The 26,258-nt window shown below is 69.8% G+C and carries 20 protein-coding genes and 5 pseudogenes; 6 read left to right on the forward strand and 19 right to left on the reverse strand.

Annotation, left to right across the window (positions count from 1 at the left end):
- Window positions 1–234: 234 nt before the first annotated feature.
- Window positions 235–957 (forward strand): annotated as a pseudogene (locus tag ABT001_RS36060) (glycine betaine ABC transporter substrate-binding protein); the annotation flags it as partial.
- A gap of 70 nt (window positions 958–1,027) precedes the next feature.
- Here the strand turns inward: ABT001_RS36060 and ABT001_RS11715 are convergent.
- From ABT001_RS11715 to ABT001_RS11780, 13 genes and pseudogenes are all read right to left on the reverse strand, one after another.
- Complete coding sequence (locus ABT001_RS11715; RefSeq protein ID WP_351275572.1) at window positions 1,028–2,017, reverse strand: TauD/TfdA dioxygenase family protein; 990 nt, start codon at window positions 2,015–2,017, stop codon at window positions 1,028–1,030.
- 256 nt (window positions 2,018–2,273) lie between these two features.
- Window positions 2,274–2,414, reverse strand: coding sequence for a hypothetical protein (locus ABT001_RS11720; protein WP_351275574.1), 141 nt, complete (start codon window positions 2,412–2,414; stop codon window positions 2,274–2,276).
- Between the two features lie 238 nt (window positions 2,415–2,652).
- Window positions 2,653–2,820 (reverse strand): annotated as a pseudogene (locus ABT001_RS11725) (SMI1/KNR4 family protein); the annotation flags it as partial.
- Between the two features lie 22 nt (window positions 2,821–2,842).
- Window positions 2,843–3,164: pseudogene (locus tag ABT001_RS11730) on the reverse strand (DNA/RNA non-specific endonuclease); the annotation flags it as partial.
- A 12-nt stretch (window positions 3,165–3,176) separates the two neighbouring features.
- On the reverse strand, window positions 3,177–3,854 hold the full coding sequence (locus ABT001_RS11735) for a contact-dependent growth inhibition system immunity protein (protein WP_351275576.1): 678 nt from the start codon (window positions 3,852–3,854) through the stop codon (window positions 3,177–3,179).
- A gap of 10 nt (window positions 3,855–3,864) precedes the next feature.
- The gene (locus ABT001_RS11740) at window positions 3,865–4,164 is read right to left on the reverse strand and encodes an RNase A-like domain-containing protein (protein ID WP_277331940.1); all 300 of its coding nucleotides are present in this window, start codon (window positions 4,162–4,164) and stop codon (window positions 3,865–3,867) included.
- 9 nt (window positions 4,165–4,173) lie between these two features.
- A complete protein-coding gene (locus tag ABT001_RS11745) occupies window positions 4,174–4,731 on the reverse strand; it encodes a hypothetical protein (protein WP_351275578.1) in 558 nt (185 codons plus the stop codon).
- A 31-nt stretch (window positions 4,732–4,762) separates the two neighbouring features.
- Window positions 4,763–6,439: an RNase A-like domain-containing protein gene (locus ABT001_RS11750; protein WP_351275580.1), complete on the reverse strand. Its 1,677-nt coding sequence runs from the start codon at window positions 6,437–6,439 to the stop codon at window positions 4,763–4,765.
- Window positions 6,439–6,782, reverse strand: a pseudogene (locus tag ABT001_RS36065) (WXG100 family type VII secretion target). Before ABT001_RS36065 ends, ABT001_RS11750 begins: the two are co-directional and overlap by 1 nt.
- 12 nt (window positions 6,783–6,794) lie before the next feature.
- On the reverse strand, window positions 6,795–7,196 hold the full coding sequence (locus tag ABT001_RS11765) for a WXG100 family type VII secretion target (RefSeq protein ID WP_351275584.1): 402 nt from the start codon (window positions 7,194–7,196) through the stop codon (window positions 6,795–6,797).
- A gap of 61 nt (window positions 7,197–7,257) precedes the next feature.
- Window positions 7,258–8,157, reverse strand: coding sequence for a MarR family transcriptional regulator (locus ABT001_RS11770; protein WP_351275586.1), 900 nt, complete (start codon window positions 8,155–8,157; stop codon window positions 7,258–7,260).
- 424 nt (window positions 8,158–8,581) lie between these two features.
- Window positions 8,582–10,948, reverse strand: coding sequence for a UvrD-helicase domain-containing protein (locus tag ABT001_RS11775; protein ID WP_351275588.1), 2,367 nt, complete (start codon window positions 10,946–10,948; stop codon window positions 8,582–8,584).
- Complete coding sequence (locus ABT001_RS11780) at window positions 10,945–14,430, reverse strand: MrfA Zn-binding domain-containing protein (protein ID WP_351275590.1); 3,486 nt, start codon at window positions 14,428–14,430, stop codon at window positions 10,945–10,947. Before ABT001_RS11780 ends, ABT001_RS11775 begins: the two co-directional genes overlap by 4 nt.
- Before the next feature lie 21 nt (window positions 14,431–14,451).
- Here ABT001_RS11780 and ABT001_RS11785 point away from each other — a divergent pair, with 21 nt between their 5' ends.
- On the forward strand, window positions 14,452–14,658 hold the full coding sequence (locus ABT001_RS11785; protein ID WP_351275591.1) for a hypothetical protein: 207 nt from the start codon (window positions 14,452–14,454) through the stop codon (window positions 14,656–14,658).
- Window positions 14,659–14,781: 123 nt separating this feature from the next.
- Entirely contained in the window at window positions 14,782–15,411 is a 630-nt protein-coding gene (locus ABT001_RS11790) for a hypothetical protein (RefSeq protein WP_351275593.1), read from the forward strand.
- A 490-nt stretch (window positions 15,412–15,901) separates the two neighbouring features.
- Here ABT001_RS11790 and ABT001_RS11795 read toward each other — a convergent pair whose 3' ends face one another.
- From ABT001_RS11795 to glyA, 5 genes are all read right to left on the reverse strand, one after another.
- On the reverse strand, window positions 15,902–16,633 hold the full coding sequence (locus tag ABT001_RS11795) for a DUF7873 family protein (RefSeq protein ID WP_351275595.1): 732 nt from the start codon (window positions 16,631–16,633) through the stop codon (window positions 15,902–15,904).
- A 44-nt stretch (window positions 16,634–16,677) separates the two neighbouring features.
- Window positions 16,678–17,427 (reverse strand): formylglycine-generating enzyme family protein, encoded by a 750-nt coding sequence (locus ABT001_RS11800; protein ID WP_351275597.1) that lies wholly within the window; start codon window positions 17,425–17,427, stop codon window positions 16,678–16,680.
- Window positions 17,428–17,449: 22 nt separating this feature from the next.
- Window positions 17,450–18,409: a D-2-hydroxyacid dehydrogenase family protein gene (locus ABT001_RS11805; protein ID WP_351275599.1), complete on the reverse strand. Its 960-nt coding sequence runs from the start codon at window positions 18,407–18,409 to the stop codon at window positions 17,450–17,452.
- 61 nt (window positions 18,410–18,470) lie between these two features.
- Window positions 18,471–19,688, reverse strand: a complete 1,218-nt coding sequence (locus ABT001_RS11810) for an NERD domain-containing protein (protein WP_351275601.1) — start codon at window positions 19,686–19,688, stop codon at window positions 18,471–18,473.
- Between the two features lie 157 nt (window positions 19,689–19,845).
- Window positions 19,846–21,126, reverse strand: a complete 1,281-nt coding sequence (gene glyA / locus ABT001_RS11815; RefSeq protein ID WP_351275603.1) for a serine hydroxymethyltransferase — start codon at window positions 21,124–21,126, stop codon at window positions 19,846–19,848.
- Window positions 21,127–21,451: 325 nt separating this feature from the next.
- Here glyA and ABT001_RS11820 point away from each other — a divergent pair, with 325 nt between their 5' ends.
- A complete protein-coding gene (locus tag ABT001_RS11820) occupies window positions 21,452–23,116 on the forward strand; it encodes a hypothetical protein (RefSeq protein ID WP_351275605.1) in 1,665 nt (554 codons plus the stop codon).
- A 30-nt stretch (window positions 23,117–23,146) separates the two neighbouring features.
- Here the strand turns inward: ABT001_RS11820 and ku are convergent, their stop codons facing one another.
- Window positions 23,147–24,220: a non-homologous end joining protein Ku gene (gene ku, locus ABT001_RS11825; protein ID WP_351275607.1), complete on the reverse strand. Its 1,074-nt coding sequence runs from the start codon at window positions 24,218–24,220 to the stop codon at window positions 23,147–23,149.
- Window positions 24,221–24,278: 58 nt separating this feature from the next.
- Between ku and ligD the strand changes: the two genes are divergently transcribed.
- Complete coding sequence (ligD, locus tag ABT001_RS11830) at window positions 24,279–25,172, forward strand: non-homologous end-joining DNA ligase (protein ID WP_351275609.1); 894 nt, start codon at window positions 24,279–24,281, stop codon at window positions 25,170–25,172.
- Window positions 25,173–25,354: 182 nt separating this feature from the next.
- Window positions 25,355–26,212, forward strand: a pseudogene (locus tag ABT001_RS11835) (PBS lyase); the annotation flags it as partial.
- Between the last annotated feature and the right edge of the window lie 46 nt (window positions 26,213–26,258).

The following is a 26,258-nucleotide window of genomic DNA, read 5'->3' on the forward strand; positions in this document are numbered from 1 at the left end:
GCCTCCCTCCGGGCGGGCAAGGCCCTGAGGTGGAGGCCCGGCACGGCGTTCGCGGGTACGGGTGCGCTGGTCCTCGTACTGCTCGCCGGCGGCCTGCAGTTCGCCTCCGGTCCGGACGACGACGGCCAGGACGTGGACAGGAAGAACCTGGGGAAGGAGGCCGGCGCGGCTCCCCGCATCGGCTACTTCCCGTGGGACGAGGACGTGGCCGTCACCTACCTGTGGAAGAACGTTCTGGAGCGGCGCGGATACGAGCCCAGCATCCACCAGTTCGACATCGGGTCGATGTTCACGGCGCTGGCCGGCGGCCAGGTCGATGTGGAGTTCGACGCCTGGCTCCCCAACGCCCAGAAGCAGTACTGGGACAAGTACAAGGACGACCTGGTCGACATCGGCCCGTGGTACGACGAGACCACGCTGGAAGTGACGGTGCCCAGCTACGTCAAGGGCATCGACTCGATGGCGGACCTCAAGGGCAGGTCGGAGGAGTTCGGCGGCAGGATCATCGGCATCGAGCCCGGAACCGGCCAGATGAACCTGCTCAAGAACGAGGTGCTGCCCGGCTACGGGCTCGACAAGGAGTACGAGGTCACCGACGGCAGCTCCCCCAGCATGATCCTGGAGCTGCAGCGTTCGCTGCGCAAGCGCGAACCGGTGGCGGTCGTGCTGTGGTCGCCGCACTGGGCCTACAGCAAGTACGAGTTGACCAAGCTCAAGGATCCGAAGAAGTTGTGGGGCGAGGTGAACGAGATCCGCTCGCTCGGCCACGAGTCGTTCCCGGAGAAGTTCCCCGAGTTCCACGGCTGGCTCAAGGACTGGCACATGTCGGAGGAGCAGCTCGGGGACCTGGAGGCGGCCATCCAGGACGAGGGCACCGGCCATGAGGAAGCGGCCGTGGAGAAGTGGGTGGCCGAGAACCCGGGCGTGGTCGACGAGATGGCGCCGCTCTCCCCCTGACCAGGAGGTCCGTTGACGACCCGGCGGGCGCGGTGACGCGCCCGCCGTCCGGTTGTCACCGGTCGCCCGGTCAGAAGGGGCGGTCCCCCGCGATGGCGACCCGCTCGGCGACCCGCGGGTGCGGGGCGTAGTCGTTCACGGCGTAGTGCTGGGTCGCCCGGTTGTCCCAGAAGGCCAGGTCTCCCGGCTGCCAGCGGAAACGCACCTGGTACTCGGGGACGTGCGCCTGCTGGAAGAGGAAGCGCAGCAGGCGGTCACTCTCCGCCCGGTCGACACCGACGATCCGGGTCGTGAACGAGGTGTTCACGAACAGCATCCGCCGCCCCGACTCCGTGTGCGTGCGCACGACCGGATGCTCGACCGGGGGGAACGCCTCCTGGTGGGCGGCGAGTTGCTCGGGTTCGTAGAAGCGTGCGAATCCGGGGATGAAGTCGTGGACGGCGCTCGCCCCGTCGATGCGGTCCTTCACCTCCTGCGGCAGGTTGTCGTACGCGGCAGCCATGTCCGCCCACATGGTGTCGCCCCCCAGCGGCGGGACTTCGCGCAGTTGCAGAACAGCGCCGAGAGCAGGACGCTCGCGGAAGGTGACATCCGTGTGCCAGACGTTCTCGAACGTCTTCGGTGCCCCCGCCGACTTGTCGAAGCGCACGACGTCCTCGCTGTCTCCCCTGGCCAGCAACGGGTTGACCTCCAACTCGCCCCAGTGGCGGGCGAAGTCACGCTGGGCGGCCGAGGTGAGGTGCTGCCCCCGGAAGAAGAGCACCTTCCACTCCAGCAGGGCACGGTTCAGCTCTTCGCGCAGGGCCGGAACCAACGGCCGGGAGAGGTCGAGTCCGCGGATCTCCGCGCCGATCGTGCGGGCTTGAGGAACGACGTCGAAGAGGGTGTACGGGCGCGCCGTCGCGCCGGCCGGCAGCCGGTCCAGGACGCGGTGACCTTCGTACAGCCCGTCCTGCGGTATGCGTGCCTCACGCAGGGCGGGTGGGGTGGTGGAGGACCGGTCGGCGGTCGTGGCGGCGCCGGACGCGGCGGTCGTACGGGGGGAAGCAGTGGTGGTCATACGGTTCCTCCTTGGCGGAGAGCGAACCGCCGTGGGCCGCGGTGGACGGGCCCCGGTACCCGAAGGGACGGGTGGGACCCGCGACAGCGGCCGAGGCCTCCGGCGGTGCGATGAGGTGGGCCGTTCACGCCCGCGCCGCATGCCTGCCGGGCAGGTGCGGGACACGGTGGGACCGTGAGGGGCCGGGGATAGACGACACTGGCGTTTCCGGGTTCTCGGCTACATCCTGGGAAGTGGCCGAGTGGTTGACGGCCGGTCAGCCCGAGTGAACGCCGATGCGCGCGGGCGGCGAGCCGATACGGCCGCGGCGGCGCAGACAGGTGGTGGACCGCGGAGCGCACTCACCGCAAGGCCCCGTCATCCGCAGGGCGACGGTGGTCAGCGAGTACAGGGTCATGCCTCGCATTGTGTGTCGCCCGCGCCGACGCGGTCAAGCCCACCCTCCGGGAGGCGTGGCCCCGCGCCGGGTGCCTCCCACAGGAACGCGTGCTGCCGGTGGCAGAGCCGCGTCTCGCTCGCCCGAAGCAGGGCAGAACAGCCCTGGAGTGGTCACTGTCGTACCAGATGCGAGTGGCCGGCCCCACGGTCGGTCTCGACTGTCAGGCCGAAGCGTGGGCCTGCTACGACTGGGACGAGAGCCAGATCGTCTCGTCGAAGACGCCTCCCCCGTACGTCTCGACGAGCTGCCGATAGTCGGTCGGCAGCGTGGTGCCGAGTTCCCGTTCGACGGCCGGCCAGTCCCGGGAGCGACGTGGACCGGTAGGCGCCGCGAGTTCGGTGAGGCGTTCCACGGCGGGGTGCATGGTGGCCTCTCCCTGTGCCGGGTCAGACGCGTCTCGGGGCGTTCAGGACAGTCACGGATGCTGCTGTTGCTGCGGCCTTCGTAGGGCGTGAAGCTGAAACCCCTTGTCCCCCCTTGGCTTCGAGGGGCAGGCCGATCGGCACGACGTCGGGGGGCGTTCGTCCGGTAGACGGGCGTGACGGCGCACTCGACAGTTTCCCCTCGTTTGTCGACGGCTTCCCTGAACTGTTCCCCGATGCTCCGTTTGACCGGCTAGTTGGCGAACCGGTGCATCGTGACGAAGTTATGCGGATCCTTGTTCGATCCACCGATCTGCGCACCGAGCAGACGGGTCTTGTTCAGCTTCGACTGAGCCAGTCACTTTCCGTAGTCGGGCATGGTCGTCGCGAGGCGCTCCGCCACCGTCCGGAGCCACCTTTCGACCGTGAACTGGGCCGGTGGCTCAACCTCCATACCGAGCTCGCTCACGCCGACGGCGTAGTCGTGATCCTCCAGTCCGAGGGCCAGCAATTCGTGGATCTCACCTACCAGCCGGGCGGTCAGTTGGGGATCGACCGTTTCTCTGTAGTCGCGGACCGCAGCATCGTGGTCGGCGAATTCGTCGGGCATGTCCTGCGAGAACCAACCGCCGAGGAACTGCCCCAGCTCCCCGAAGCGGGCGTGCCACTCCCAATGCGTGCGGGGCGTGGTCGGCGGAGGCACCTCGCCGGACTCGATGCTGCGCTTGATGTGGTCGGCCGTCTTGGACAGCCAGCCCTGCGTCTGGGGCTCGGACAGCCCGAGATCGGGTACCGAATAGAACTCGCCGAGGCGCTGCCGCAGGCGGCCGGGCGGGTTCCGTGCGTACTCGCGGAGTTGCTGTTCGGCGACGGACAGCGCCCAGGGCCTGGTGTGCCAGGTGTGCCGGAGGTACGCCTGAAGGGCCAGCGGCACTGTGTCCGTTTCCGGGCTGTCGGGTTCCTGTCCGGCGAAGGCTGCGACGACGACGTCGAGTTCGCCGTACCGACGGTCGAACTCAAGCGGCTTCATGGACACTGCGGCACCTTCAGAGGTAGATCGGGTAGGTGGCGTGCACGACGAAACCGTGCGGGCTCGACGCTTCACGCCTCAACGTCACCCGCGCGGCCCGCACATCGACGGGCTCGCGACCGGCGAGCATCATCGCCTGCAGCAACACGCGTCCGACGGGCTCCTCACGGGATGGCCACGCGGCCTCGATGGTGAGCCTCGGTCGCGTGCCCTGGGCCAGCCAGCGGTGCACGGCCTGCTCGTTGCGCGTGACGACCTGCTGGGTACACCACTGTGCGGTCGCGCGGTCGGGGTAGGTGGCAGAACGGGTACGCACGGGAAATCCTCAGTCAGTCGTGAAGCCCCAGAAGATGCCGACTTCAGTGGCGGAGACAGCGATTACACCACAGTCCATTACATGGCTGGTGAAGCCCTCATAGACACCCTCTCGACCGAACATGTCGGCATGCGGATTTTCGCGCGCCGATACCGCATTGGTGAAAAATAGCGCGTCTACTCCGAACCTCTCCAGGATCACTCGTGCGTGAGAGGTCAGCTCAGCCTCTCGCGCATCAAAATCCTGAATGTCCTCCGTTTGGAACCACTCACCCTGGAGGGTGACCATAATTTGTTCGGCCCCACTCCTGGCCACAGGGAAGGCCGCATTGAATTCGCCCGGCGTGACAGCACCGAACGGGTTTTCCAAGCCCGCACCGTAATTGCTCCCTGCTGGCGCCATGACAACCCTCGGCCAGCCACGCGGGTCGCCCGTCCGGAGTTGCATGACATCGAGGGCATCCAGACGCCAGTCATCGCGTCGCCGCGCCCCCACGGCTGCGAACATGCCTTCCCCGAAAATTGCCCGCAGGGAGCGGCTCCACGAAACGTCGTCAATCTGCATCACGGCCCGTACCTCAATTTTCCAGGAGTGCGCACTACGGGTGCTGAGTCTTGTCGGTGGGCATAGAAGTAAGAACGACGAACGGCGGACTACTCCCCGGGTTGGGTCTCAGGACGACCCACACATTGGTCACATCACGCGCGGCGGCGTCGCCTCGATCCCACGATCTCCCTACGGCGTCGTTCGTCGTCAGGAGAAGTGAGCGTGACGAGTTGGGTCCGGGGTTACCTGCGAGCCAATTGTCGATCTTTCTTTGATTCGACGGTTCGTCAAGGGCCGCCTGCGTATACCGCTGCGCGTCCGCGAGACTCCCGAATGACGAAACGGCTTCGGGTCGGATACCGGAAGGCCTGACGATTTGCTGGTCCCTCAGCCTTTGTTCCAATTGCTCATCAGTCTTGCCTACATGCTTGTCCACAACGTGGGACCCGAGCATGCCCTCCTGGTTCGCAAGGTCGAGAGGGTATTTGTGATTGCTTTCGTCGTCCCCGGCCACGGTGTAGAGCGGATCGTCCTTGAAGTCGGTCAGAGCTCGGGCGCCGAAGGACTCCGCACGCGCCGACTCAGCCCGGAACGTGGGGGCACTGTTGTATGCCTCATCCAGAGCTTCCTGCAGTTTGTTGAGCTCGACGACCTGTCGGTGCACGCGGTTGTTGTATGCCTCGACCGCCGAGTTCATCGCTTCCTCGTCCACTTCGAGGGCGAACCCCTCGGCGAAGCCCTTTCCTATGTTGAGGAGCCCCTTCCCGAAACTCTTGAGATCTTTCAAGCCCAGACCGTCGCTCGTGTCGATGTGCGGCAGGGCCTTGATGACGGCTTCGTAGTAGAGCCTACGGATGTCGTCCCGCACATCCTGCGCGGCAATCGCCCAGGCGCCCAAGGCGTCACTCATGACGTCACAGGTCTTGACCATCACGTCCATGACGGGGTGGCTGCCGGCCTTCCCGGGCTGAGCCGTGTCATGTTTCCACTCATAGCCTTCGCGGCTCTTGCCCCACGCGCTCGTGCCCCAGACAGCGCTGCAGAACTGCCGCATTGCCCCAGCCCACTCACCGTTCGAGCGATCGGTGTAGTTGTGCAGGGCGCTACTGAGGTTGCCGTCCGTCGTAGTGACAACCATGCTCGCGGACACCCAGGCGACGGACATGTTGTCCAGGCCCAGGTAGTCGGGCAGCGGCATGATCTCGGCCGCCTTGCCCATGCGATAGGCGTCTTCCAGGAGAGGTCTGATGATCGCCAGGACTCCGGCTTCCACTGCTTCCAGTGCCAGCTGGAACATGTCCTGGCTCTGGTCGATGTCCGCCCACTTGAGGTCCGTCACGGACCCATAGTTCGGCGGCTTGTCGACGACGGCCGGCGGCGGCTGGGTCTGGGCCGGGGCGCCCGAAGGATCGGTGGCCGCGTCGGCTGTCGCATAGTTGTTCGCGGTCTGGGCGAAGCCGACCGCGGCGCCTCCGACGCTCGCTACCGACTTGGCCCACACCTCGACGAAGCGGTTACCGACCTTCTTGTACGCGGTGGCGAACTCCCATGCGGCGGTTCCGTAACCCCCGCAATCCGGATACCGGCCGAGCTCATCGAGGAGCTGGTTGGCCCCCTTGTGTAGACCGTCCTGGAGGTACGCGACGTAGCCCGAGAGCGCGTGCAGCGCACTGGGGGTGACGTCGATGTCGCCCTTACTCAAAGGAGGCGGAGGGGGCGGCATGGTCATCAGGCCGCCCCCCATCCCCGCAGTACTGCGGCGTGTGCCGCCGCGTAGTTGGCCTGTCCTGTCGTGACGATGCCGTGGAGCCACTCCTGAGTCGCCTGCAGGTCCCGGGCTGACCTGTCCCACTCGTCAAGCTTGTCGATGAATGCCTCGCGCGCCTCGCCTTCCCAGGTGAGAACGACCTTCTCGACGCGGTCATGCATGGTCAGGTGAGAACGACCTTCTCGACGCGGTCATGCATGGTGTGGACGCTCTCGTTGAGCTCCTTGAGGATTCCTTCCAGCTGGCCGGAGAGGAGCTGCAGGGTGGCGAAGTCAACCGCTATGTTGTCGTCGCTGTCAGTCATGCGTACCCCTCGTCAGAAATCATTCAAGCGGCTCGTTCGCGGCACGGCCGGCTGGCTCCCGGTGTTGGGCGTCGACAGCTCAGCAGCCTCCTTGTCCACGTCCACAGACATCTGGATGCGCTTAAAGGCCGCCAGCGTGTCGAGCTCCTGCTCCGTGAACCCGTCACGGCTCATACGCACAGCTGCTTCGAGGAGTTTCATGAGCTCCCGGATGCGAACCGCTTCCTTGGCGGCTTCACGATGTTGCTTTCGGTAGGCCTTGGCCGCAGGCCCCCGCCAGCGGGCTTCGATCGCGTCGACGACCGCGTCCATGCGTCTGACCTGACGGTCCAGATAGCGCTGCATTTCGTCGAGGTCGTCAGCGAGCTTGGTCAGATTCTCGCTGTTCATCTGCAAGTTGGGATCTGTCGTCACGCGCCCGCCCCCCGCATCCCGTGACCGCTCAAATGATCACATGTGCTCAACGCCATGCACTTTAACAAGCAGGAACGACAGCGTGCAGCTGCAACTTCAGGCTGTGCACCAGGGCGCCGGGCAGGTCCTGGGTAGGTGCTGGTGCGGTAGGAAGCTGGGGCGGCATCTTGTCGGTGAGGCGTCGGCGCATCAGGCCGACGGGTGATCCGATCGGCTCGGGGAGCCCGGCGGTGAGCGCCGAGGTCAGGTAGTCGGCGCTGACGCCTCGCGCGAACCAGGCAGCGGCAAGCGGTTCCAGGGCGGCGCAGTCGGCGGCGGAGAGCGCCAGGCGGGGTTCGCGGCGGCCGAGTTCGGCGAGGGCGATATAGGCCGGGGAAGGAGCCGCAGCAACCGAAGGGGCGGCTGCGACCGGTCGGCATTCCGGCGCCGGGGTGACCAGCGGGTTCGGGTCAGGGACCGCCGTGGTTCCTGGTTCCAGCGGCCGGTCCGGGGGCGGCTGCGCGGTGCGCTGGCGGGGTACGACCGGTTCGGCGGGTACGGATGCGCGCTCCGGTGCGGCGGCTTCGCCCGCGAGCCTTTCGGCCCACCACTCGTTGTCATGGGCGGTGCGTGACCAGTAGGTGAGCGTCACCCATCGGCACTGGCCGTCCCCTTCCACCCGGCAGCGCACGCGACGCAGATGCCCGGCCACGGCGAGGGCGCGCAGCGCGGTGCCGATGGCCATCTGGCCGTAGAGGGGGAGGTCCTTGGCCAGCGACTTGATGTCCATGGCGGCACCGTCGGGCAGGCGGTCGACATACCCGGCGACATAGCGTTCGCGCTCCGGCAGGAGAGCGAAGGCGCTTGCGCCGGAGGGACCTTGGGCACGGATGGAGTGCTTGCCGTAGCCGGTGCGGGCCTTGCGGTACGGGCGCGAGGCTGCGGGGGCGGGCGGGGCGGAGCTAGGCTGCTGGATAGCCACGAGATCGTCCTTCTTGGGTGTGCGATCTTGGGTCAGACCCCGGCCGGTGCGCCTAACACCGCGTCGGGGTCGTCTCGTTGTGGGCACCGTAAGCAGCCGCGACTCTCCGCTGCAACCTGATCACCATTAGTCATACTTGCTGGCCGTGGCGGGGTGGGGAAGGGGAGGTTTCCCCAAAAGCCCTTACCTACCCCCCGGATGAACAACACGGCTCGAATCCCGGAGCCCGGACCTCGACCCTCGGAACCCGAAGCTCAAGCGTCAGCCCGGGACCCCCGCCCGGTCCCCCGAACGAGTGAGGGAGGACTTCACGGCACTCGAACCCCGAGACCCGAGTTCCGAGCGGCGACCACAGGACCCCGTGCGGGATCGCAGCGATCTCGGTGCCGCGGTATCCGGCGACGTTCTTGGAGACGGCCCCGTTTCAGGCTGCCGCCGACCCTGACGGCGGACCGTCGGGTGAGACGAGCGTCGTGGCATTGCGGGCTGTGCGTGCGGCGTCCTCGGGGAGGAAGCGGCTCGGGCGGCCGTTCCAAGTGATGACCAGTTCATCGCGGGCGCGGGTGGCGGCCACGAAAACGAGGGAACGAGCCCGCTGCTCCTCCTGCCGGTACCTGTCCGGGTTGGCGAAGCGGTGCTGCTCGATGCGCTGGTGGGGGATCTGGCCGTCGCTCACCGACGTGAGGAAGACGCGCTGGAACTCCAGGCCCTTGAAGCGGTACATGGTGCCGATGCGTACGGCGTCCCGATCACCGCGCACACCGTCCCTGCCGAGTTCCACGGCCGGGATGCCGAACGGGGCACGGGCCAGAATGCCCGCCATCTGGGCGGCCGCCGTGCCGTCGGGCACGCTGATCGCCATGGCCCGGTAGGGCGTGCCGTAGGTGTCGTGACGCTCCTGGATCAGGCTGGCGACTGCCCGCATCTCGGTCTGCCAGTCCGGAGCCCGCCAGAATTGGGGAGCCAGGCCCGTCAGCACCGATCGGTAGCCTTGAAGGCTGTCGTCGCCTCCGTCGAGGTCGTCGAAGGTCTCACCTGTGACAAGCCCGCCCGCACTGCGGAGGATCTCACGTGTGGTCCGGTAGTTGAGGGTGAGCCGGCGCGCGGCGCGTCCCCGTGTCTCGATGCCCAGCCTGCCGAGGATGACGTGATGGGCGTAGATGCGCTGGTGGGCGTCGCCGACGAGGAAGATGTCGTCGGGGCCGCTCGGGACCATGGCCCGCAGCATCCTCCAGTGCGAGGCGGACAGGTCCTGCGCCTCGTCCACGACGACATGGCGGTAGCGCGGTGTGAGCCACATGCCCCGGCTCGCCTCGCGATGGATCAGGTCGAGGCCGCCCATCTCCTCCTTGTAGTGGGCCTGTTCCTCGACGCGGGCAGCGTGGCTCTGCTCGATACGCGCTGCCTGGTCCGCGATCATCGCGTACGTGGTGCGACGGGACACGGACAGGTGGTCACGGTAGGCCTCGACCAGGGTCCAGACGTCGGCGCGCTCCGCCCTGGTGATGCGCGGGCGCCCTCTGCGGTCGGACAAGCGCATGTACAGATGCCGCGTTCCGCAGCCCTGAGCAAGGATGACGTGCTTGAACTCGGCGTCCAGGAAGTCCGCGTCGTACTGGAGGAGGCCTGTCTCCGTACGGACGGTGTGCCACAGGTTCATCGCCGCCTCGTCGTCCAGCGGCCGCCCCAGATCGGTCCCGGGCGCCTGCTCGACGACCTCGCGGGCGAGCCGGTCGACGGACTTGATGTCCACTCTGCGCAGCAGCGCCTCGCCTCCCAGCTGCGACAGCCGGTGGCGGAGGTCCTCCGCCAGGTTGGTGTTGTACGTCGTGAGCAGGACGGGCCTGTCATGACCGGGCGGCAGACGGTCGACGAGGTGCCGGACCCGGTGCAGGGCTACGACGGTCTTGCCGGTGCCCGGCCCTCCGGTGACCTTGGCAGAGCCCTTGAAGCCGGTGGTGGCCAGGCGTCGTTGCTCGGGGTGGAGGAAGAGGCGCCACGCGTCGAAGCCCTCGCCGAGTGCGCCGAGGACGGCATCGTCTTCGGTACTGACCTGGGAGACGGGCCGGCGAGCGGCGCGCACCCAGTCCTGGGGGTCGACGACGTCGATGTCGTCGGCCTCCCACTGCTCGGTGATGTTCCGGCGGACCTGCTCCCGCTCGGCGCCGCCGTGCAGGGCGAGCAGAACGTCCCGGGTCAGCTCGGGCAGGTTGTGGCTCAGGAAGGCGGCGAGCTGTGCGTCGGTGGTGATCTTCCGCAGGGCGGGGAGCAGCGTGGGTACGACGCCGAGGCGGATGAGTGCCGCGTCGTCGTGACCACCGAAGAGCGGCACCGGTGTCGGCGTATCCCGGGCAGATCCTGTCGGTCCTTCACCGGTGGTGGCGGTTCCGGCCGCGGATGACGGCTCACGCAGCGCCACGACGTTGGCGCTGACCTCGCTCTGGTCGACGACCTCGATCGCGCCGGAGACCGTATTGATGGCCACGGTGAGTCGTGCCAGTCGGTCGGGGGCCCGCTCTCCGTGTCTGACGGCGAGAAGGGTGAAGCGGTTCTCCTCCGTCTCCAGGAGGAGTGCCATGTGCTGCCCGCCCAGGACGGCGAGGGACAACTGCCCGTTGTCCCCAGCTGTTCTCAGCTGCTTGATGCGCAGGGCCCGGTTGGTCCGGTCGGCCCGCAGCCGGTGGACGAAGTCACCGACCGCGTCCTTGGCTCCCCCGCCCAGGCGCCGCATGTCCTCGTGGGCCTGCGGTGCGACGGCCACCCTGGTTCTGATCTGTCCCGCTGCGCTCACCGGCGCTCTCCTCCCCCGGAGTCGGATGCGTCCCTCTGGACGGCCAGCAGTTCGGCGAGCTCAGCAGGGCTCCACGATCCCGGAGCCCGCACGTGCCAGCCGGCGGCTGCGCACTGGGCCATGTACTCCTCGTCGGCCACGTCCTCTGCCAGCACGACGCCGACTCTCAGCTCGGGCCAGGCGAGCTCGATGGTGCGCGCCACGCCCTGGACCTCCCAGCCCGCTGTGCCGGCGGACACGTCGCCCCGGTCGGCCAGATCACGGGCCAGGCGGTCGATGTCCGCGTCTCCCACGTAGGAGAGCTCCCTCAGCACCGCGTCCCAGGCCGACCGCCGCACCGGCGTGACGGCGGTGGGTACGGCCGAGGGGCCGGTCTCCGTGGAGGGGGCGGCCAGGCCCGTGCCCGGCTGGTCCTGCCGCAGGGCCGTGAGCATTCCTCCGGGGGCGCCCGACGCGGCAGCCAGAAGGGACGCGTCGAACGAGTCGAGCGCCGTTCGCGCAAGCAGCAGTCCGTCGGCGCGGCCGCTGCCGGTCGGGTTGAGGAACTGGACGATGTTGCCCCAGCACAACCACGCTTTCCAGCGCCTGCGGTGGTCGGGCCGGTCGCCGTGCACGGCCTCGGCCCGGTCGTCGAGTACGGCGAGCGCGCTCCACCGCTGCCCGCCGCCACGCCGGTCGATCAGCAAGGTGAGGGGCAGGCCCGAACCATCCTTCGCCGCAAGCAGGTTGAGACCATGCCCGTCGACCTCGGGAGCCCGCTCACCGCGCACGGTCGCTTCGATCCACGGGACGGCGGATGCGGCGTCCGCCGCCAGCAGGTCCTGACGCCCGTGAAGGGAGAGGATGCTCCCGACACCGAGAACGGCCAGGCCCTGCCAGAGTCCGAGGTCCGGGTCGCGTAGGAAGCCCAGCAGCGAGGGCACGGCTCCCGCGTAAAGGAGAGCGTCCACCTCGGACGGATCGCGCCCCTTCTTCTGCCAGCCGGCGCGTGCCCGCCCGCCGGGCCCTGTCGGGCTCTTCACGTCGTACGGCGGCCAGGCGGCTTCTGCGGCGGGCCCGGCGAGGACCGGCGCGAGCGGGTCGGCGGGCAGGTCCGCGCCGTCCGTGTCCTCGCGTCGCTGGGAGTCGTTCAGGGTGCGGTCCCACGCGGCCACGTCGTCCCAGGTGATCTGCCACACCAGTATGCCGTCGGCCCGCAGCCAGGCTCGCTTCGCGGCGTCGTCGGCGATCCGGTTGGTCCGGGACGAGGCGTGCCAGCGGTATCCGTCGAGGTAGACGGCGACCGGCGGCGGCAGGGGGGTGTCCGTCTCCTCGGCCAGGGGCCGCAGGAGCAGGTCCGGCCGGGTGCGGTACTCCGTGAGGTCCTTCTGCGCGACGAGTTCCCAATTGCTGGGTGTGCCGTCCCGCCGACGCAGCCGGATCTGCTTGCCGAGGCGTCCGCTGGGGGTGTCGCCGTGGTCGTGGGCGACGTCGTTCCCCGGCTGGGCGAGCCATCGGTCGAGGCAGTCGATGAAGCGGCGCTCCAGGTCGCTCTCGGCCTGTTCGGCGAAGCGCAGTTCGGCGCCTGCCTGGTCCTTCGTCACGTCCCAGTCGCTGTGTCCGTCCTTGCCGAGGAGCCCGTCCAGCATCCACAGCGCCTCCCGCCGGTCGACCAGCGGGTATTCGCGCTGCTTGGCGTGGGCGAGGAGGCAGCGGTGGCAGGCGCGGCGTGGTCCGTCCTTGCAGACACACGCGCCGAGCGCCTTCTGCGCGGCTGCGAGTACCTCCCGGAACTCGGCGCCGTCGCCGACGACGAGCCGCTGGAGGTAGCCGGTACCGCCGGGCAGGGAGTCGTACAGCACCAGGTAGTTGCGGGTGAGCCCGCTCTCCCGGTCCGGCTCGGTGGCGGGGGTGGAGCGGATGTGGTCGGGGTCGCCGCCGTAGCGGAGGGCGAGACCGAGATGGAGGGCGGCGGAGAAGGAGGCGAGCCGCTCGGGGACGTTGAGGGTGGCCGCGGGGAGCAGGATGCGCAGGGCTTCGGTGGTGTGTTCGGTCGCGGTGATGATCTGCTGGTCCTGGGGCCGGGCGGCCCGTGCCCGGCGGCGGGTGGCGCACCAGGGGCGGTGGTGGGCGAGTTCGGGTTTGCCCATGACCGAGGCCGGGACGGTGTCCGCTGCGGGGGCGTTGCCCATCTCCCGCTCGGTGGCGCCTCCGCACAGCGGGCAGAGGGTGAAGCCCGTGATGGCCACTTCTTCGCCCGCGAATGTGGTGTCCTTGCGCCGCCCGTGCTTGGCCTTGCCGAGGTTGAAGCTGCGGATGACCGCCTTGCGCACGTGGTCCACGCCGAAGGTGGCCCCCTTGTGACGCCAGCTCTCCTTGATGTCGTGCGGGTCGATGTCCACGGCTGTGACGACGGTGTAGTTCGTGGTGGTCCGGTTCTCGCTGTCGTCGATGATGCGGGCGTCGTCCCGCTTGTCACGTGCGGTGACCTTGGCCGGGACGATCACGTGGTGGAGGGCGGTGCGCCCGCCGATGTCGCGTCCGCCGCAGCGCAGGCAGGCGGAGGTGTCCTGCTCGGCGTTCTCGGTGCGGACGTGGCCGCACTCCTTGCAGACGCGCCAGACCCGCAGTGCCGCGGGGATGTCCCCGTCCGCTTCCTTGGGGCGCGGGCCGAGGTCGAAGCCGTCGACCACGTGGCGGTAGCCGCGCACGTAGTAGGAGTTACCGGGGGCGAGCTCGGTGAGGGCTGACTCGGCCGGCCGGTCGTAGACGCGCGGTTCGTTCTGCCAGCGGTCGGGGCCGGGCTGTCCCGCACCGTCCTGTCCCCTGGTGCGGCGCCTGCGGTCGGGTTCCTTGTACGTGAGCATGGCTTCCAGCCGTACGCCGTCCTCGACGAGCGTGTAGTTCGGCAGCAGGCCCTGCTCCACGAGGAACGCCTGGGCTCCGGCGTTGGCGATCTCCTGGAGGCGCTTCATGACCCCCTTGGCGTCACGCTGCAGGCTGCGCTTCTCGCGGGCCTCGTCCTCGATGTTGTCCTGAAGCGCGTCGGCGGCGGCGTTCATCATGGCGCGTCGGTCGACGAGTGAGGCCCGCTCGGCCTCCCATGCCTTCTCCGCCTCGGTCAGTCTGTCCGCGAGTCCGGTCCGGGCGTGCTGGAGCAGGACCGCGCGTACGTCCTCGGAGACGCCGGAGTCGGGTACGCCCTCGATCGGGACGAACATCCGCAGGAATCTCTCGGCGAGGTCGTCCCGTCCCCTGACCGCGGCGGCTGTGGTCAGCAGCCAGCCGGTCCGGCCGGTGAGCTGGGTGGCCCGGTCCGGGAGCGGTTGGACACCCGGGAGGTCGCCGCGTGCCGCGAGGTCGAGCAGATGCGCCGTGTACTGGCGGCTCAGCAGTTCTCCTGCCGAAAGGAAGCAGCCGGGCGGCAGGATGGGGCCGTCGATCAGGTCGCGGGGTTCGGCGAGGTGGTAGAGGGCTCGCGGACTGGTGTCCGCGAGGGACACGGTGCGGACCTCACCCTGGGGGTGTACGGCTATCTGCTCAAGGTGCAGGAGAACTGGGCCTCACTGGGCTGGGCCATCGACCAGCAGCTCTTCCTGACCGCACTCGAGGAATGCCGCACCTTCCGCAACAGTCTGATGCACTTCAGCCCGGATCCGATCACGGAGGACCAGCTGCGACCTGTGCAGGGGCTCCTGGAACTCATGCGGTCACTGGACCCGCGCAACTGACCGGCTCTGACCGGCGGCGGCCGCTGAAGGCTCCCATCCGCGACAGCACGCGACCCCACCTGCGCCGTCACCGACTTCAGCCAACTCTTTGGCGCACGTCCATCAGCGAGGTCTGAAAAACTGATGAAGAGCTGCAGCAAGATTGCGTCCGGCGAGCCGTTCGTACGCCGCCGTCGCCTGCCTGTCGCCGTAATCGTCGCGTCGGTGCTTCTCGCCTGCGCCGCTGCCGCTATCGGTGTGGTCTCCTGCGCCGCGGAGGAAGTCGCCTCGGACTCGTCGGACAAGGAGATGACCTGCTGCTGGGAAGGCGGAGCCACGCCTGCCTGGATGAGCGGCCAGATAGGCATCCGCATCCCGGAGGTGGCATCGGACCGTCGGGCGGGTCACAAGGTCGGGGAGCGTTATGGCACCGGTCTGCTGTCCTTCGTCCTCCCGGCCGACGATGCGGAGACGTACACCAGCCGGCTGATTCAGGACGGCACCGAGATGATCGACAACTCCCGTCCCAAGGCGAAAAACTACCGTCCTGCGGCTGCCTTCGATCCCCTCGGACTGCCCGAACCGGAGACGTTCGTCCGGAGCCTGCGGAAGACCAGCCTGTGCCCGGACGACCTCGCGCCCCCGGAAGGCAAGTACTTCCAACGCTGCGTCGACCTCTTCGCCCACGAGTTCACATCCGGCACCACGCGGATCTACGTCCGGTCGACCATCGAACCGCCCGTGACGCCCCCTCCTGCGAGCAAGGTTCCGTAAGTTGCCACCGCTCCCAGCGGCAGCGGGTGACGGCCGGACGTGGCGGAGCCCGGGAGTCGTATCCAGCTCCCGGGCCCCTGGGGTTGCCACCCAATTGCGCTTGCCAGCGCGTTTAAGAGTGCGGATCAGTCGTCATACCGTCGCGTTCTGCCATTGAACTACCGCGCCGCGTAGAGGCGCAGGCCGGATTCGAACCAGCATTCAACGGTGTTCGTCCGTACTCGGTCGATCTGGCAATCGGCGGCGATACTGAATCTGGAGCGAGAGTCTGAGATTGATCGCGGCTGCCTCTGCCATGTTGGGCCACCCCGGCGTGTGGTGCCGGGGGGAGGACTCGAACCTCCACCGTTACCGCGTCTTCAGGCTGAACGTTCAGTTTCAGCTTGCGCTCGTCACACGGGGGCGGAACTCGATTCCGTCCCGTGCGGGGTGCGCGACCCCCACGCCATGCGCGCGGGGGCGTTCTGGGGGTGCCGCCTCGTGTCCGAGGTCAGCCGAACAGGTAGCCGAACACCGCGTCTCCGACCCGCTGGTCGGTGACCTCGGCACTGTTGGCCTCCTCGCGGGCGAACTTCACCGCGTGCTGCAGCTTCTCGACCCGCTCCAGCAGCTCGTTCACCCGTCGCGCCGGCAGCGCTCCGGAGAACTTCACGGTCGTCCAGTACCCGATGGGCACGTCCTCGTAGTAGACGTCGACCTGCGCCGGGTGCTTGTCGGTCGCCTCGGCCTTGACGTGGTTGCGCGGGACCTTCTTCGTGCGGATCGTGCGGACCGGGTCGGTCTTCCACCAGTCCGTCGAGGGGTCCAGCGACCAGGACTCGGACGCGTCCAGGACGGGGAGCTTCTTCACGAAGGTGTGGAGGTCGGTGAGCTGCTTCTCCAGGAAGAGCAGGTAGCTGACCGGGACTTCGGCGACGACCGTGCGCCCGTCGACGGTGACGTCCGCGCGCGCCGAGCAGTTGGCCCAGTCCTTCGTCGCGGTCACGTCGAACAGGCGGGTCAGCGACGCGGACATCTCACGCAGCGCCTCCTCGGCCTTGACCTGCACCCGCGCGGACTCGGGCGGAAGCTGCTCGCCCTCTTCGTCCTTCGGCTGGTACGTGCGCGAGATGCCTGCCAGCAGTGCCGTCTTCTGCACCTTGTGGTGGGCCGCGGTGATGTCCTGGAGCGACTTGCTCTTGACACCCTTCTCCACGGCGATGATCTGGTTGAGCTTGGTCACTTCGCCCCCTTCGAGTGACAGAAACGTACCGCACCCGCTTTCGATCAGCCCTGTGGTTTTCCGTCACCCCGCCCCGGTCGACTGCGGGCCAGCCGGAGGCCGAGGTCGTCGATCGCGAAGGTGGGGTGGCTGCGGCGGCGTACGGTGGCGCCGCAGCCGCGTTCCGACTCGGCCCAGCCGCCGCCGCGGAAGGTGCGGTAGGCGCCGTAGACCTCCTCGTCGTAGAGGTCCCAGCACCACTCCCAGACGTTGCCCAGCATGTCGTGCAGGCCCCACGCGTTGGGTGTCCTGCCGCCGGGCTCGTGGACCCGCCCGCCGGAGTTGCCCTCGTACCAGGCGATGGTGTCGATCTCGCCGTAGCGGTAACCGGTGGTTCCCGCCTTGCAGGCGTACTGCCACTCCGCCTCCGTGGGCAGGCGGTAGCCGTCGGACGCCGGGTCGCGGGTCACCTCGTCGCCGTGTGGGTCGCGGGAGTAGACCGGGTCGAGGCCGGCGTGGGCCGAGAACCGGTTGCACAGGTCGATGGCGTCGAGCCAGCTGATGTTCGTCAGGGGCAGAGCACCGGGCACGGCCGGGTCGGGGTCCGTCCCGGTGACGGCACGGTGCTCTCCTACGGTGACGGGGTGGCGGGCGAGCAGGAAGGGTTCGATCTCCTCCTGCCAGCGGGCGCCGCGCCGGTCGTCGCGGAGGTGGACGGTGCCGGCCGGTATCGGGAGCATGCGGGAGGCCGTGCAGTCGTCGGTGAGCGAGTGCACGCGGTGGGCCTGTCCAGTCGGTTCGGGGAGAAGTGCCATTGTGTGAACGCTACTTCGGTGCTCACCCGAGCCGGCGGATCGGCTCGCCGTCGAGGTGGGCGCGGATGTCCTCGACCGCGTCCCCGTAGTACGCCGCGTAGTTGGCCTGCGAGACGTAGCCCAGATGCGGTGTGGCCAGGAGGCGGGGCGCGCTGCGCATCGGGTGGTCGGCCGGGAGGGGCTCGATGTCGAACACATCGACGCCGGCGCCCGCGATGGCCCCCCGGTGCAGTACGTCGAGCAGCGCGTCCTGGTCGATGATCGCGGCGCGCGAGGTGTTGACCAGATAGCTGCCCGGCCGCATCATCCCGAGCTCCTTCGCGCCCAGCAGTCCACGTGTGCGCTCACTCAGCACCAGGTGCACGGAGACGAAGTCGCTGGTGCGGAGCAGCTCTTCCTTGGACGCGGCGAGACCCACGCCGACCTCCTCCGCCCGCTCCGGGGTCAGGTTCCGGCTCCAGGCCACCACGTCCATGCCGAAGGCGCGGCCGACCTGGGCGACCCTGCTGCCGATCTTGCCCAGCCCGAGGATGCCGAGCCTGCGCCCGTGCAGGTCGGCCCCGACGGTGGACTGCCAGGGGCCGCCGGTGCGCAGGGCGTCGGTCTCGGTCACGATGGAGCGGGCCAGACCGAGCAGCAGCGCCCAGGTGAGCTCGACCGGCGGGGTGGGCGTGCTGGCGGTGCCGCAGACGGTGACGCCGTGCCGCTCGGCCGCGGCGTAGTCGATGGACGTGTTGCGCATGCCGGAGGCCACGAGGAGCCGGAGCCGGGGCAGCCGCTCGATCAGCGTGGCGGGGAACGGAACCCGCTCCCGAAGGGTGACGACGATGTCGAACTCGGCCAGACGCTCGGCCAGTTCGTTCTCGGTGGCGCAGTGCTCGGCGAAGCTGACCACGTCGACGTCATCGGCGACGGGCGACCAGTCGGCGGCGGTGGCCGCCACGGACTGGTAGTCGTCGAGCACGGCACAGCGGAGTTTCATGCGTCTTCCCCTTCGACGGCGCGGCGGCAGCACCGGGGAATCTACCGCCGCGCCCGGGGGCTCACGCATCCAGCCAGGCCTCCCCGTTGCGCGCGACGTCGTAGACCCGCTCCACCTGGGTGGCGGTGAGGACTCCGGTCAGCGGGGCGAGGGTGGCCACCTGACGCTCCCGGCAGACGCGGACGCCGGCCGGGGTGGCGACCACCTCCAGCGCGGTGACGCCGGTGAACACCAGCACGGTCTGCACGTCCACCTCGAAGGTGCAGTACGCCTCCAGCGCCGACCGGGCCCGTCGGGCAGCGGGGTGGGCGTCGAGCTCGTAGGGCTGAGGGTCGGCGTCGTCGACCCGCAGCGTGCCGTCCCCGACCCGTACCGATGCGCCCGGCTTGTGCTCGGTGGTCACGGCGAACACGCCGCCGGGCCCGATGAGCAGATGCCCGATCTCGGTGCCGTCCGGCAGGGGCACGGAGTGCAGGACCCGCCAGCCGTGCCGGGTCAGCCGCTTGAGCTCGGCCCCGACCCTCCGCTCGCCCGCGAGCGCGCCGCGCCGCGGGTCCACGTCCTTCTGCCGCCGCAGCGCCCCGGTGGCCGCCCGTACGAGCGCCCCGGTCCCGGACTCGCCGAGCTGCTCCCGGAGCCCGGCACCCGGCCGCCGTGACGAGAGGTCGCTCGCGGGGGTCAGGGCGGGGAGGACGGCCGGGCGCCGCCGCGGCTCCGGTACGGGCTCCACGACCGGTGCGGCCTCCGTGGCGGGTTCGGGCTCCGTGACCGGTACGGCCTCCGTGGCGGGTTCGGGCTCCGTGACCGGTACGGCCTCCGTGGCGGGTTCGGGCTCCGTGACCGGTACGGCCTCCGTGACCGGTGGCGTGAGCTCCGCAGGTGCGGGGGCCTCCACCAGCTCAGGGGCCTTAGCCGGTGCGGGAGCCTCCACCGCTGCGGAGGCCTCCGCCGGTTCGGGTGCCGACTCCTGCCCGGGGGCCGACTCCCGCGCGGGGGAACCCCGTTTGCGCATCCCCCTCATGGGCGGGATCCGCGGGACCTGCGGCGGGGTCCGCCGGTCCGGCGGTCCGGCCGGGGCGTCGTCCTCGCCGACGAGCGCCGGCAGGTCCGGGACCTGCCGTGCGAGCGCGTCGGTCACGGCGTCGCGGTAGCGCGGGTGCAGGACCGTGATCGTGCCGCTGCCCCGGTCCGCCCAGCCGATCGCGGTGCCGTCCGGCAGGTTCACGTAGAGCCGGTCGTGCCCGAAGAGCTGCCATGACGTGACCTTGAGATCGTGCATCGTGCCCCCTCTGTTCACCCTCCGGCATCCAGCCTTTCTCCCAGCCTGCACCGCGGTCGGCCCCCGCACAGGGGCGCAGAGCGGGCGCGCGGAGTCGGGGACACGGCGTTCGGAGCAGCCCGGGGCCCTGTGTGCCCCGGGCTGCTCCGTACCCCGGTCAGACCAGAGGGAGACCCGGCGCCGGATAGGCATCCATCATGGTCCGCACGTCGTCCCTGACCTTGGAAACGGTCGATTCATCACCTGTACGAGCGGCATCGACCACGCGATCGATCCACTGCGCGACCGCCCCCATCTCGGAGGCGGGGATGCCCCGGGAGGTCAGGGCGGGGGTGCCGATACGGATGCCTGACGGGTCGAAGGGCTTACGGGGGTCGTACGGGACGGTGTTGTAGTTGACGACGATCCCGGCCCGGTCGAGCGCCTTGGCCGCGACCTTTCCGGAGACGCCCTTGCCCGTGAGGTCGGCCAGCAGCAGGTGGTTGTCGGTGCCGCCGGACACGAGGTCGAAACCGCGTGCCGCCAGCTCCTCCCCCAGCGCGCGGGCGTTGGCGACGACCTGGTGGGCGTACCCGGCGAAGTCGGCCCCGGCCGCCTCCTTCAGCGCGACCGCGATGGCGGCGGTGGTCTGGTTGTGCGGGCCGCCCTGGAGCCCGGGGAAGACGGCGCGGTCGACGGTCCTGGCGTGCTCGGCCCGGGTCAGCAGCATCGCCCCGCGTGGGCCGCGCAGGGTCTTGTGGGTGGTCGTGGACACCACGTCGGCGTGCGGGGCCGGCGAGGGGTGTGCGCCGCCGGCGATCAGCCCGGCGATGTGGGCGACATCGGCCACGAGCACCGCCCCCACCTCCCGGGCGATCTCCGCGAAGCCGGCGAAGTCGATCACACGGGGTACGGCTGTGCCGCCGCAGAAGATCAGCTTGGGCCTTTCGGCACGCGCCAGGTCGCGCACCTCGTCGAGGTCGATGCGCCCGGTGTCGCGCCGTACTCCGTACCGCACGCCACGGAACCACGTGCCGGTGGCCGAGACGCCCCAGCCGTGGGTGAGGTGCCCGCCCATCGGCAGCGACATCCCGAGGACGGTGTCACCGGGCTCCAGGAACGCCAGGTAGACGGCGAGGTTGGCCGGGGAGCCGGAGTACGGCTGGACGTTGGCGTGCTCCATCCGGAACAGCGCCTTGGCGCGCTCCACGGCGAGCGTCTCCACCTGGTCGATGACCTGCTGGCCCTCGTAGTACCGCTTGCCCGGGTATCCCTCGGAGTACTTGTTCTGCAGGACGGTGCCGGAGGCCTCCAGCACGGCGGCGGACACGTAGTTCTCACTGGGGATCAGGCGCAGGGTGTCCGCCTGGAGCCGCTCCTCGGCGTGCACCAGGGCGGCGAGCTCCGGATCGGCCGCTGCCAGAGCGGGACGGCGGGTGTCTGACGGATGTACGGCCACGGGGTTCCTCCCGGGTCGGTCGCACGGGGCGACATGGACCCGGACTGCCCAGGCGGACGGCCTCCGGCGTTGACGCCCCGGGACGTGCCCGGGGTGCGCCGCTCCCTCGTGGTCGTTTCCACGGAGCGCCCTGCCGGGCGCGCGCCAGTCGCGGCGTCCGGCACTCTACTGCGCTGCGGGGCGGTCCGACAGCACGCGCGGCCCGTAAGGGCGGCGCAGCGCATATTCACGCCATTCCGACCGGGACCTCCTCAGGGCGGTTGAACAGGCATGAAACAGGGCAGTTTCCCCCGGACCTGATGAGGTTCGGCGGTGGGGGGCCGTGATGGATTCACGTGATCAGCCGGGTGCACCCGGATTCAGACCCGGGTCAGGGCCGCAGCCCGGCCCTGACCCTCATCTGGGCGGAATCCAGCCACCTCCGCCTCCGGCCCGGCCTCCGGCGGTGGGCCCGCCACCACCGGGCGCCGCCCTGCGTGCCGTCGCCGCCGGGCTTCTCGGCCTTTCCGGCCTGGGTCTCGGCCACCTCCTGGTGCGCCGTCCGCGGCGGGCGGCGGTGAGCTGGGTGGCGACCGGCGTCTTCCTGCTGGTCGCCCTGCCCGCGGATCCGGACGGGGTACCCGGGGCGCTCGTCCTCGCGTACGTCCTGCTGCTCGTCCTGGCGGGTGCCGACGCCGCCCGGATCGCGCTGCGCGCGGATGTCGGCCGCTCGCCCCGGACCGCCCTGGCGGCGGCCCTCGGCCTGTTGCTCCTCGCCGTGCCGGTCGCCGGTACCTTCGCCTACGGATCCGCCCGGGACGAGGCCGTGGAGCGGGAGCTGCTCGGCCGGCTGGGGGAGGGCGACGAGCTGGTCGCGAAGGCGGCGGAGAGTTCGTTCCTGCTGTCCAAGCCGGACTACCACTACGCGCTGGAGCTCTACCGCGAACTGGGCGAGGAGCACCCGGATTCGCGGGCCGCCGCCCTGGTGCCCGCACGGCTGGAGGCCTACTACACCTCGGTCGCCGCGCCGTACCACGCGAAGAAGCACTGCGAGGCGGTCGATCCGCTGACCTATCTGCGGACGCTGCCCGACACCGTGGACGGGAAGCTGCTGGGCGATCTCGCCGACTGGCCGGACACGCCGCTCGCGGAGTCGCTGTACGGCTGTGGTGTCTCCCGGCTCGGCGGTACGGGGCCGAGCTCCGGCAGCGAGGAACTGGGCACACTGCTGCGGACGTTCCCCGACTCCGCGCAGGCCCGGCAGGTGGGCCCGGCCATCAGCGCGACCGTGAGGAAGCAGGTGGCGGGCCTGAAGGGCGCGGACCCCTGTGACGTGACCGAACAGCTGCGCGGGACGCGCACGATGGTCGCCGAGCTGCCCCGAACCTCCGTGTCCTCCCTGGAACAGCAGGCCGATGCCGGAGTGCGGGACGGGGTGTACGCCTGCGGCGTGGACGAGTTCAAGGACAAGCGCTTCACGGAGGCCCGGCAGACCCTGACGGACTTCGCGGACACCTACAAGGGGGACGGGCGCCGACAGCGGGCCCGCGACATCGCCATAGCGGCCGAGATAGCCGAGGACCGCCCCGCAGCCGGGAAACGGCTGCCCAGGAGCGGTGAACCGGGGGGCGCCCGCATGGAGCTCGTCATCAGCAACGACGCGCCCAACGACGTCGAGGTGCTCTACACCGGCCCGGTCACCGGCACGGTGAAGCTGAAGTCCTGCGGAGGCTGCGAACGGTACGGCAGCGAGGCCGAGGGCTCCGCCGAGGCCTGCCGGGCGAACGGCGCGTCGTACCCGAAGGCGCGGTTGAGCCTCCCGGCGGGCGACTACCACTTCCTGTACAAGCGCGGCTCGGATGGGGCCGCCGCCGTGGACAACTACACCTCCGGCTCCACCGTCGAGCCCGGGTACACGTACACGAGTTGTACGTACGTCGTCGAGCAGGACAAGTACGGGCTGGATCTGCCCACGTTCCCGGAACCGCTGAAACCCGCGTCCGCCCCCTGAGGGCCGCGCCTCGGCCGGCGCCGCGACGCGTCAGGCCGAGGTGCGCTTCCGCGTGCCCCCGCCGGCCCTCTTCCCCCCTGCCTTCCCGGGCGCGGCCTTCTTGGCGGAGCCCCGGCTCTCTCCCTGGCCCGCCGCCGTCTTCTTCGCCGCGGCCTTCGTCCTCGTGGCCGTCTTCTTAGCCGCTGTCTTCTTCGCCGCTGTCTTCTTCGCCGTCGCCCGCTTCGACGGTCCCCGCTCCGTGGACGCCCCCGCCTTCTTCGCGTCCCCGCCCCGGCCGGACCCGATGGGGTGGACGTCCGCGACCTCGCCGCCGTTCCCGTGGGCGTCGCCGTGGGACTCCTTCGCCGCCCGCACGCTGCTCTCCAGCGCCGCCATCAGGTCGATGACCTTGCCCTCGGGCTCCTCGGCCTCCGCCTCCGCCACGGGTTCACCGGCCGCCTTGGCCGCGACGAGCTCCTCGACCGCCTCGCGGTAGTCGTCGTGGAGCGTGTCCATGTCGGCGTCGCCGAGGGTGTTCATCAGCGCGTCCGCCAGGTCCAGTTCCGCGTCACGGACCTTGACGCCGGATTCCGGGGCGACGCCTTCCGGGGCGCGAATCTCGTCCGGCCAGAGCAGGCCGTGCATCGCGATGACGTCGTCGACCACCCGCAGCATGCCGAGCCGTTCCCGCCCGCGCAGCGCGTACTTGGCGACGGCGACCTTGCCGCTGCGCCTCAGGGCCTCGCGCAGCAGGGCGTACGGCTTCGCGGCCGGGACGCCGTTGGCCGAGAGGTAGTACGCCGAGTCGAGCTGGAGGGGGTCGATGGCCGAGGAGTGCACGAAGCCCTCGATCTCGATCGTCTTGGCGGTGGGGAGGGGGAGCGAGGCGAGGTCCTCGTCGGTCACGGGGATCACCGTGCCGTCGGCGTCCTCGTACGCCTTGACGGTCTCGGAGGCGGGCACCTCCTCCTCGTCGAGTTCGCACACCTTGCGGTAGCGGATCCGGCCGCCGTCCTCCAGGTGGATCTGACGGAAGGAGATCGCGTGGCTCTCCGTGGCGTTCATGAGCTTGACCGGGATGCTGACCAGTCCGAACGAGATGGAGCCGTTCCAGATGGACCTCACCGTGCACCCCTTACGCCAGCCATGACCCATTCACCCGGTTTCGTGTGATTCTTATCGTATGACGCCGATCACAGAGGTGGAGGGGCGGCGCCTGGCGCTCAGCAATCTCGACAAGGTGCTGTACCCGGCCACCGGGACGACCAAGGGCGAGGTGCTGCACTACTACGCGGCCACGGCGGCTGCCGCGATGCTGCCGCACCTGCGCGACCGCCCGCTGTCCTTCCTCCGGTATCCGGACGGCCCCGAGGGCCTGCGCTTCTTCACCAAGAATCCACCGCCCGGTACACCCGACTGGGTGCGCACGGCCCCGGTGCCCCGCAGCGACGACCCCGACGCCCGGCAGGTGCTCGCCCAGGACCTGCCTTCGCTGATGTGGGCGGCCAATCTGGTGGTGGAGTTCCACACCCATCAGTGGCGGCAGGACTCCCCCGCCGTCGCCGACCGGATGGTGTTCGACCTGGACCCCGGGCCGCCCGCGGGTGTCGTCGAGTGCTGTGCCGTCGCCCTCTGGCTGCGGGAGCGGCTGGCGGCGGACGGGCTGTCGTCGTACGGGAAGACCTCCGGCTCCAAGGGGCTGCATCTGCTCGTCCCGCTGGAACCGACCCCCTCCGAGGAGGTGACGGCGTACGCGAGGAAACTGGCGGTGGAGGCGCAGAGCGCGCTCCCCGGACTGGCCGTGTACCGGATGACGCGCGCACTGCGCCCGGGAAAGGTGTTCGTGGATTTCAGCCAGAACGCCGCGGCGAAGACCACCGCGGCGCCCTACACCCTGCGCGCGAAGGGCAGCCCGACCGTCTCGGCGCCCGTCACCTGGGACGAGATCGAGGGCTGCGGGGCGCCGGACGATCTCGTCTTCCTCGCCGGCGACATGGCGGCACGGCTGGAGCGGCACGGGGATCTGCTCGGCCCGCTGACCGACCCCGGCCACGCCCGGCCACTGCCCGGGCACTGAGAAGGGCGCAGGGTACAGGGCATCCACAGCACCTTCACAGGACCGGGCGGACCCGGTCAGGAAAGGCCGCAAGTGGACGGTGGATTGTCCTGGCCGTGGTGCACACTCTGCGCAGACGCTGCTTCGCGAGCGCGGTCCCACGCCGGGTTCGGATGCGGAGGAAGACACGGGGAGGGTGTGGCGTGTTCACGGGGATCGACGAGGTCGACTGGGCCTCGATGGAGCATGCCTACGGGCCGGCCGACGACGTGCCGGAGCTCCTGTACGGGCTCGCCTCCGGTGATCCGGCGGAGCGGGAGAGCGCGCTCGACGGGATGTACGGCGCGGTGCACCACCAGGGCGATGTGTACGCGTGCACGCTCGCGTGCATCCCGTTCCTCTTCGAGCTGGCCGTGGATCCCGGCATACGGGAACGGGGCGGCATCGTCGAGCTGCTCACCAGCATCGGTGGCATCGATCTGGACGAGGACGACGAGGGCGTCCTGGACGAGCTGGACGAGGACGAGATCGAGGGCGTGGCGAACTACGCGATGGCCGCGGCCGCCGTGTCCGCCGGCTCCTCGGTCTTCTTCGAGCTGGTCGCCGACGAGGACCCGGGCGTGCGGCTCGCCGCACCGCTGGCCCTGGCCACGCTGCACGACCGGCCCGGACGGGTCCTCGCGCTGCTGCGGGAGCGGCTGTCGGTGGAGCAGGACGAGGAGGTGCGGCTCGCGCTCGTCGAGGCCGCCGGCCGGATCGCGCTGCGCCATCGGCCGCTGGCGGACCGGGCGGCCGACTGGCTGTGCAGGCTGGCCGCTGAGGCGTATCCACCCGGGCTGCGGCTCGCGGCTCTCGCCCAGCTGGCCAGGTGCGCCCCGGACTCCCTGCCCACGGACGTCGTACGGGTGGTGTCGGGGCTGCTGCGCGAATTGCGCACCCGGCCCGCCGGCCCGGAGACCGGAGCCGCGAAGGCGGACCGGCCCTGTGCGCCGGCGGGCCGGCTGCGGGAGCTGTCGACCGAGGGGTCCGCGCGTCCGCAGCAGGTCGGCACCCCGTGGGCTCAGCCGAGCCCTGACCCACACCACCCATGAATTGCTGGAACGACTC

Source organism: Streptomyces sp. NPDC002793 (assembly GCF_040295485.1).
Taxonomy (GTDB): Bacteria; Actinomycetota; Actinomycetes; order Streptomycetales; family Streptomycetaceae; genus Streptomyces.

What these genes read in the sequence shown, in the direction of transcription:
- ABT001_RS11805 (WP_351275599.1), bottom strand. Translation starts at nt 18,409, where the DNA reads ATGAAACTCCGCTGTGCCGTGCTCGACGACTACCAGTCCGTGGCGGCC.
- ABT001_RS11820 (WP_351275605.1), top strand. Translation starts at nt 21,452, where the DNA reads ATGGATTCACGTGATCAGCCGGGTGCACCCGGATTCAGACCCGGGTCA.
- ligD (WP_351275609.1), top strand. Translation starts at nt 24,279, where the DNA reads ATGACGCCGATCACAGAGGTGGAGGGGCGGCGCCTGGCGCTCAGCAAT.
- ABT001_RS11715 (WP_351275572.1), bottom strand. Translation starts at nt 2,017, where the DNA reads ATGACCACCACTGCTTCCCCCCGTACGACCGCCGCGTCCGGCGCCGCC.
- ABT001_RS11810 (WP_351275601.1), bottom strand. Translation starts at nt 19,688, where the DNA reads ATGCACGATCTCAAGGTCACGTCATGGCAGCTCTTCGGGCACGACCGG.
- ABT001_RS11800 (WP_351275597.1), bottom strand. Translation starts at nt 17,427, where the DNA reads ATGGCACTTCTCCCCGAACCGACTGGACAGGCCCACCGCGTGCACTCG.
- ABT001_RS11750 (WP_351275580.1), bottom strand. Translation starts at nt 6,439, where the DNA reads ATGACCATGCCGCCCCCTCCGCCTCCTTTGAGTAAGGGCGACATCGAC.
- ABT001_RS11720 (WP_351275574.1), bottom strand. Translation starts at nt 2,414, where the DNA reads ATGACCCTGTACTCGCTGACCACCGTCGCCCTGCGGATGACGGGGCCT.
- ABT001_RS11790 (WP_351275593.1), top strand. Translation starts at nt 14,782, where the DNA reads ATGAAGAGCTGCAGCAAGATTGCGTCCGGCGAGCCGTTCGTACGCCGC.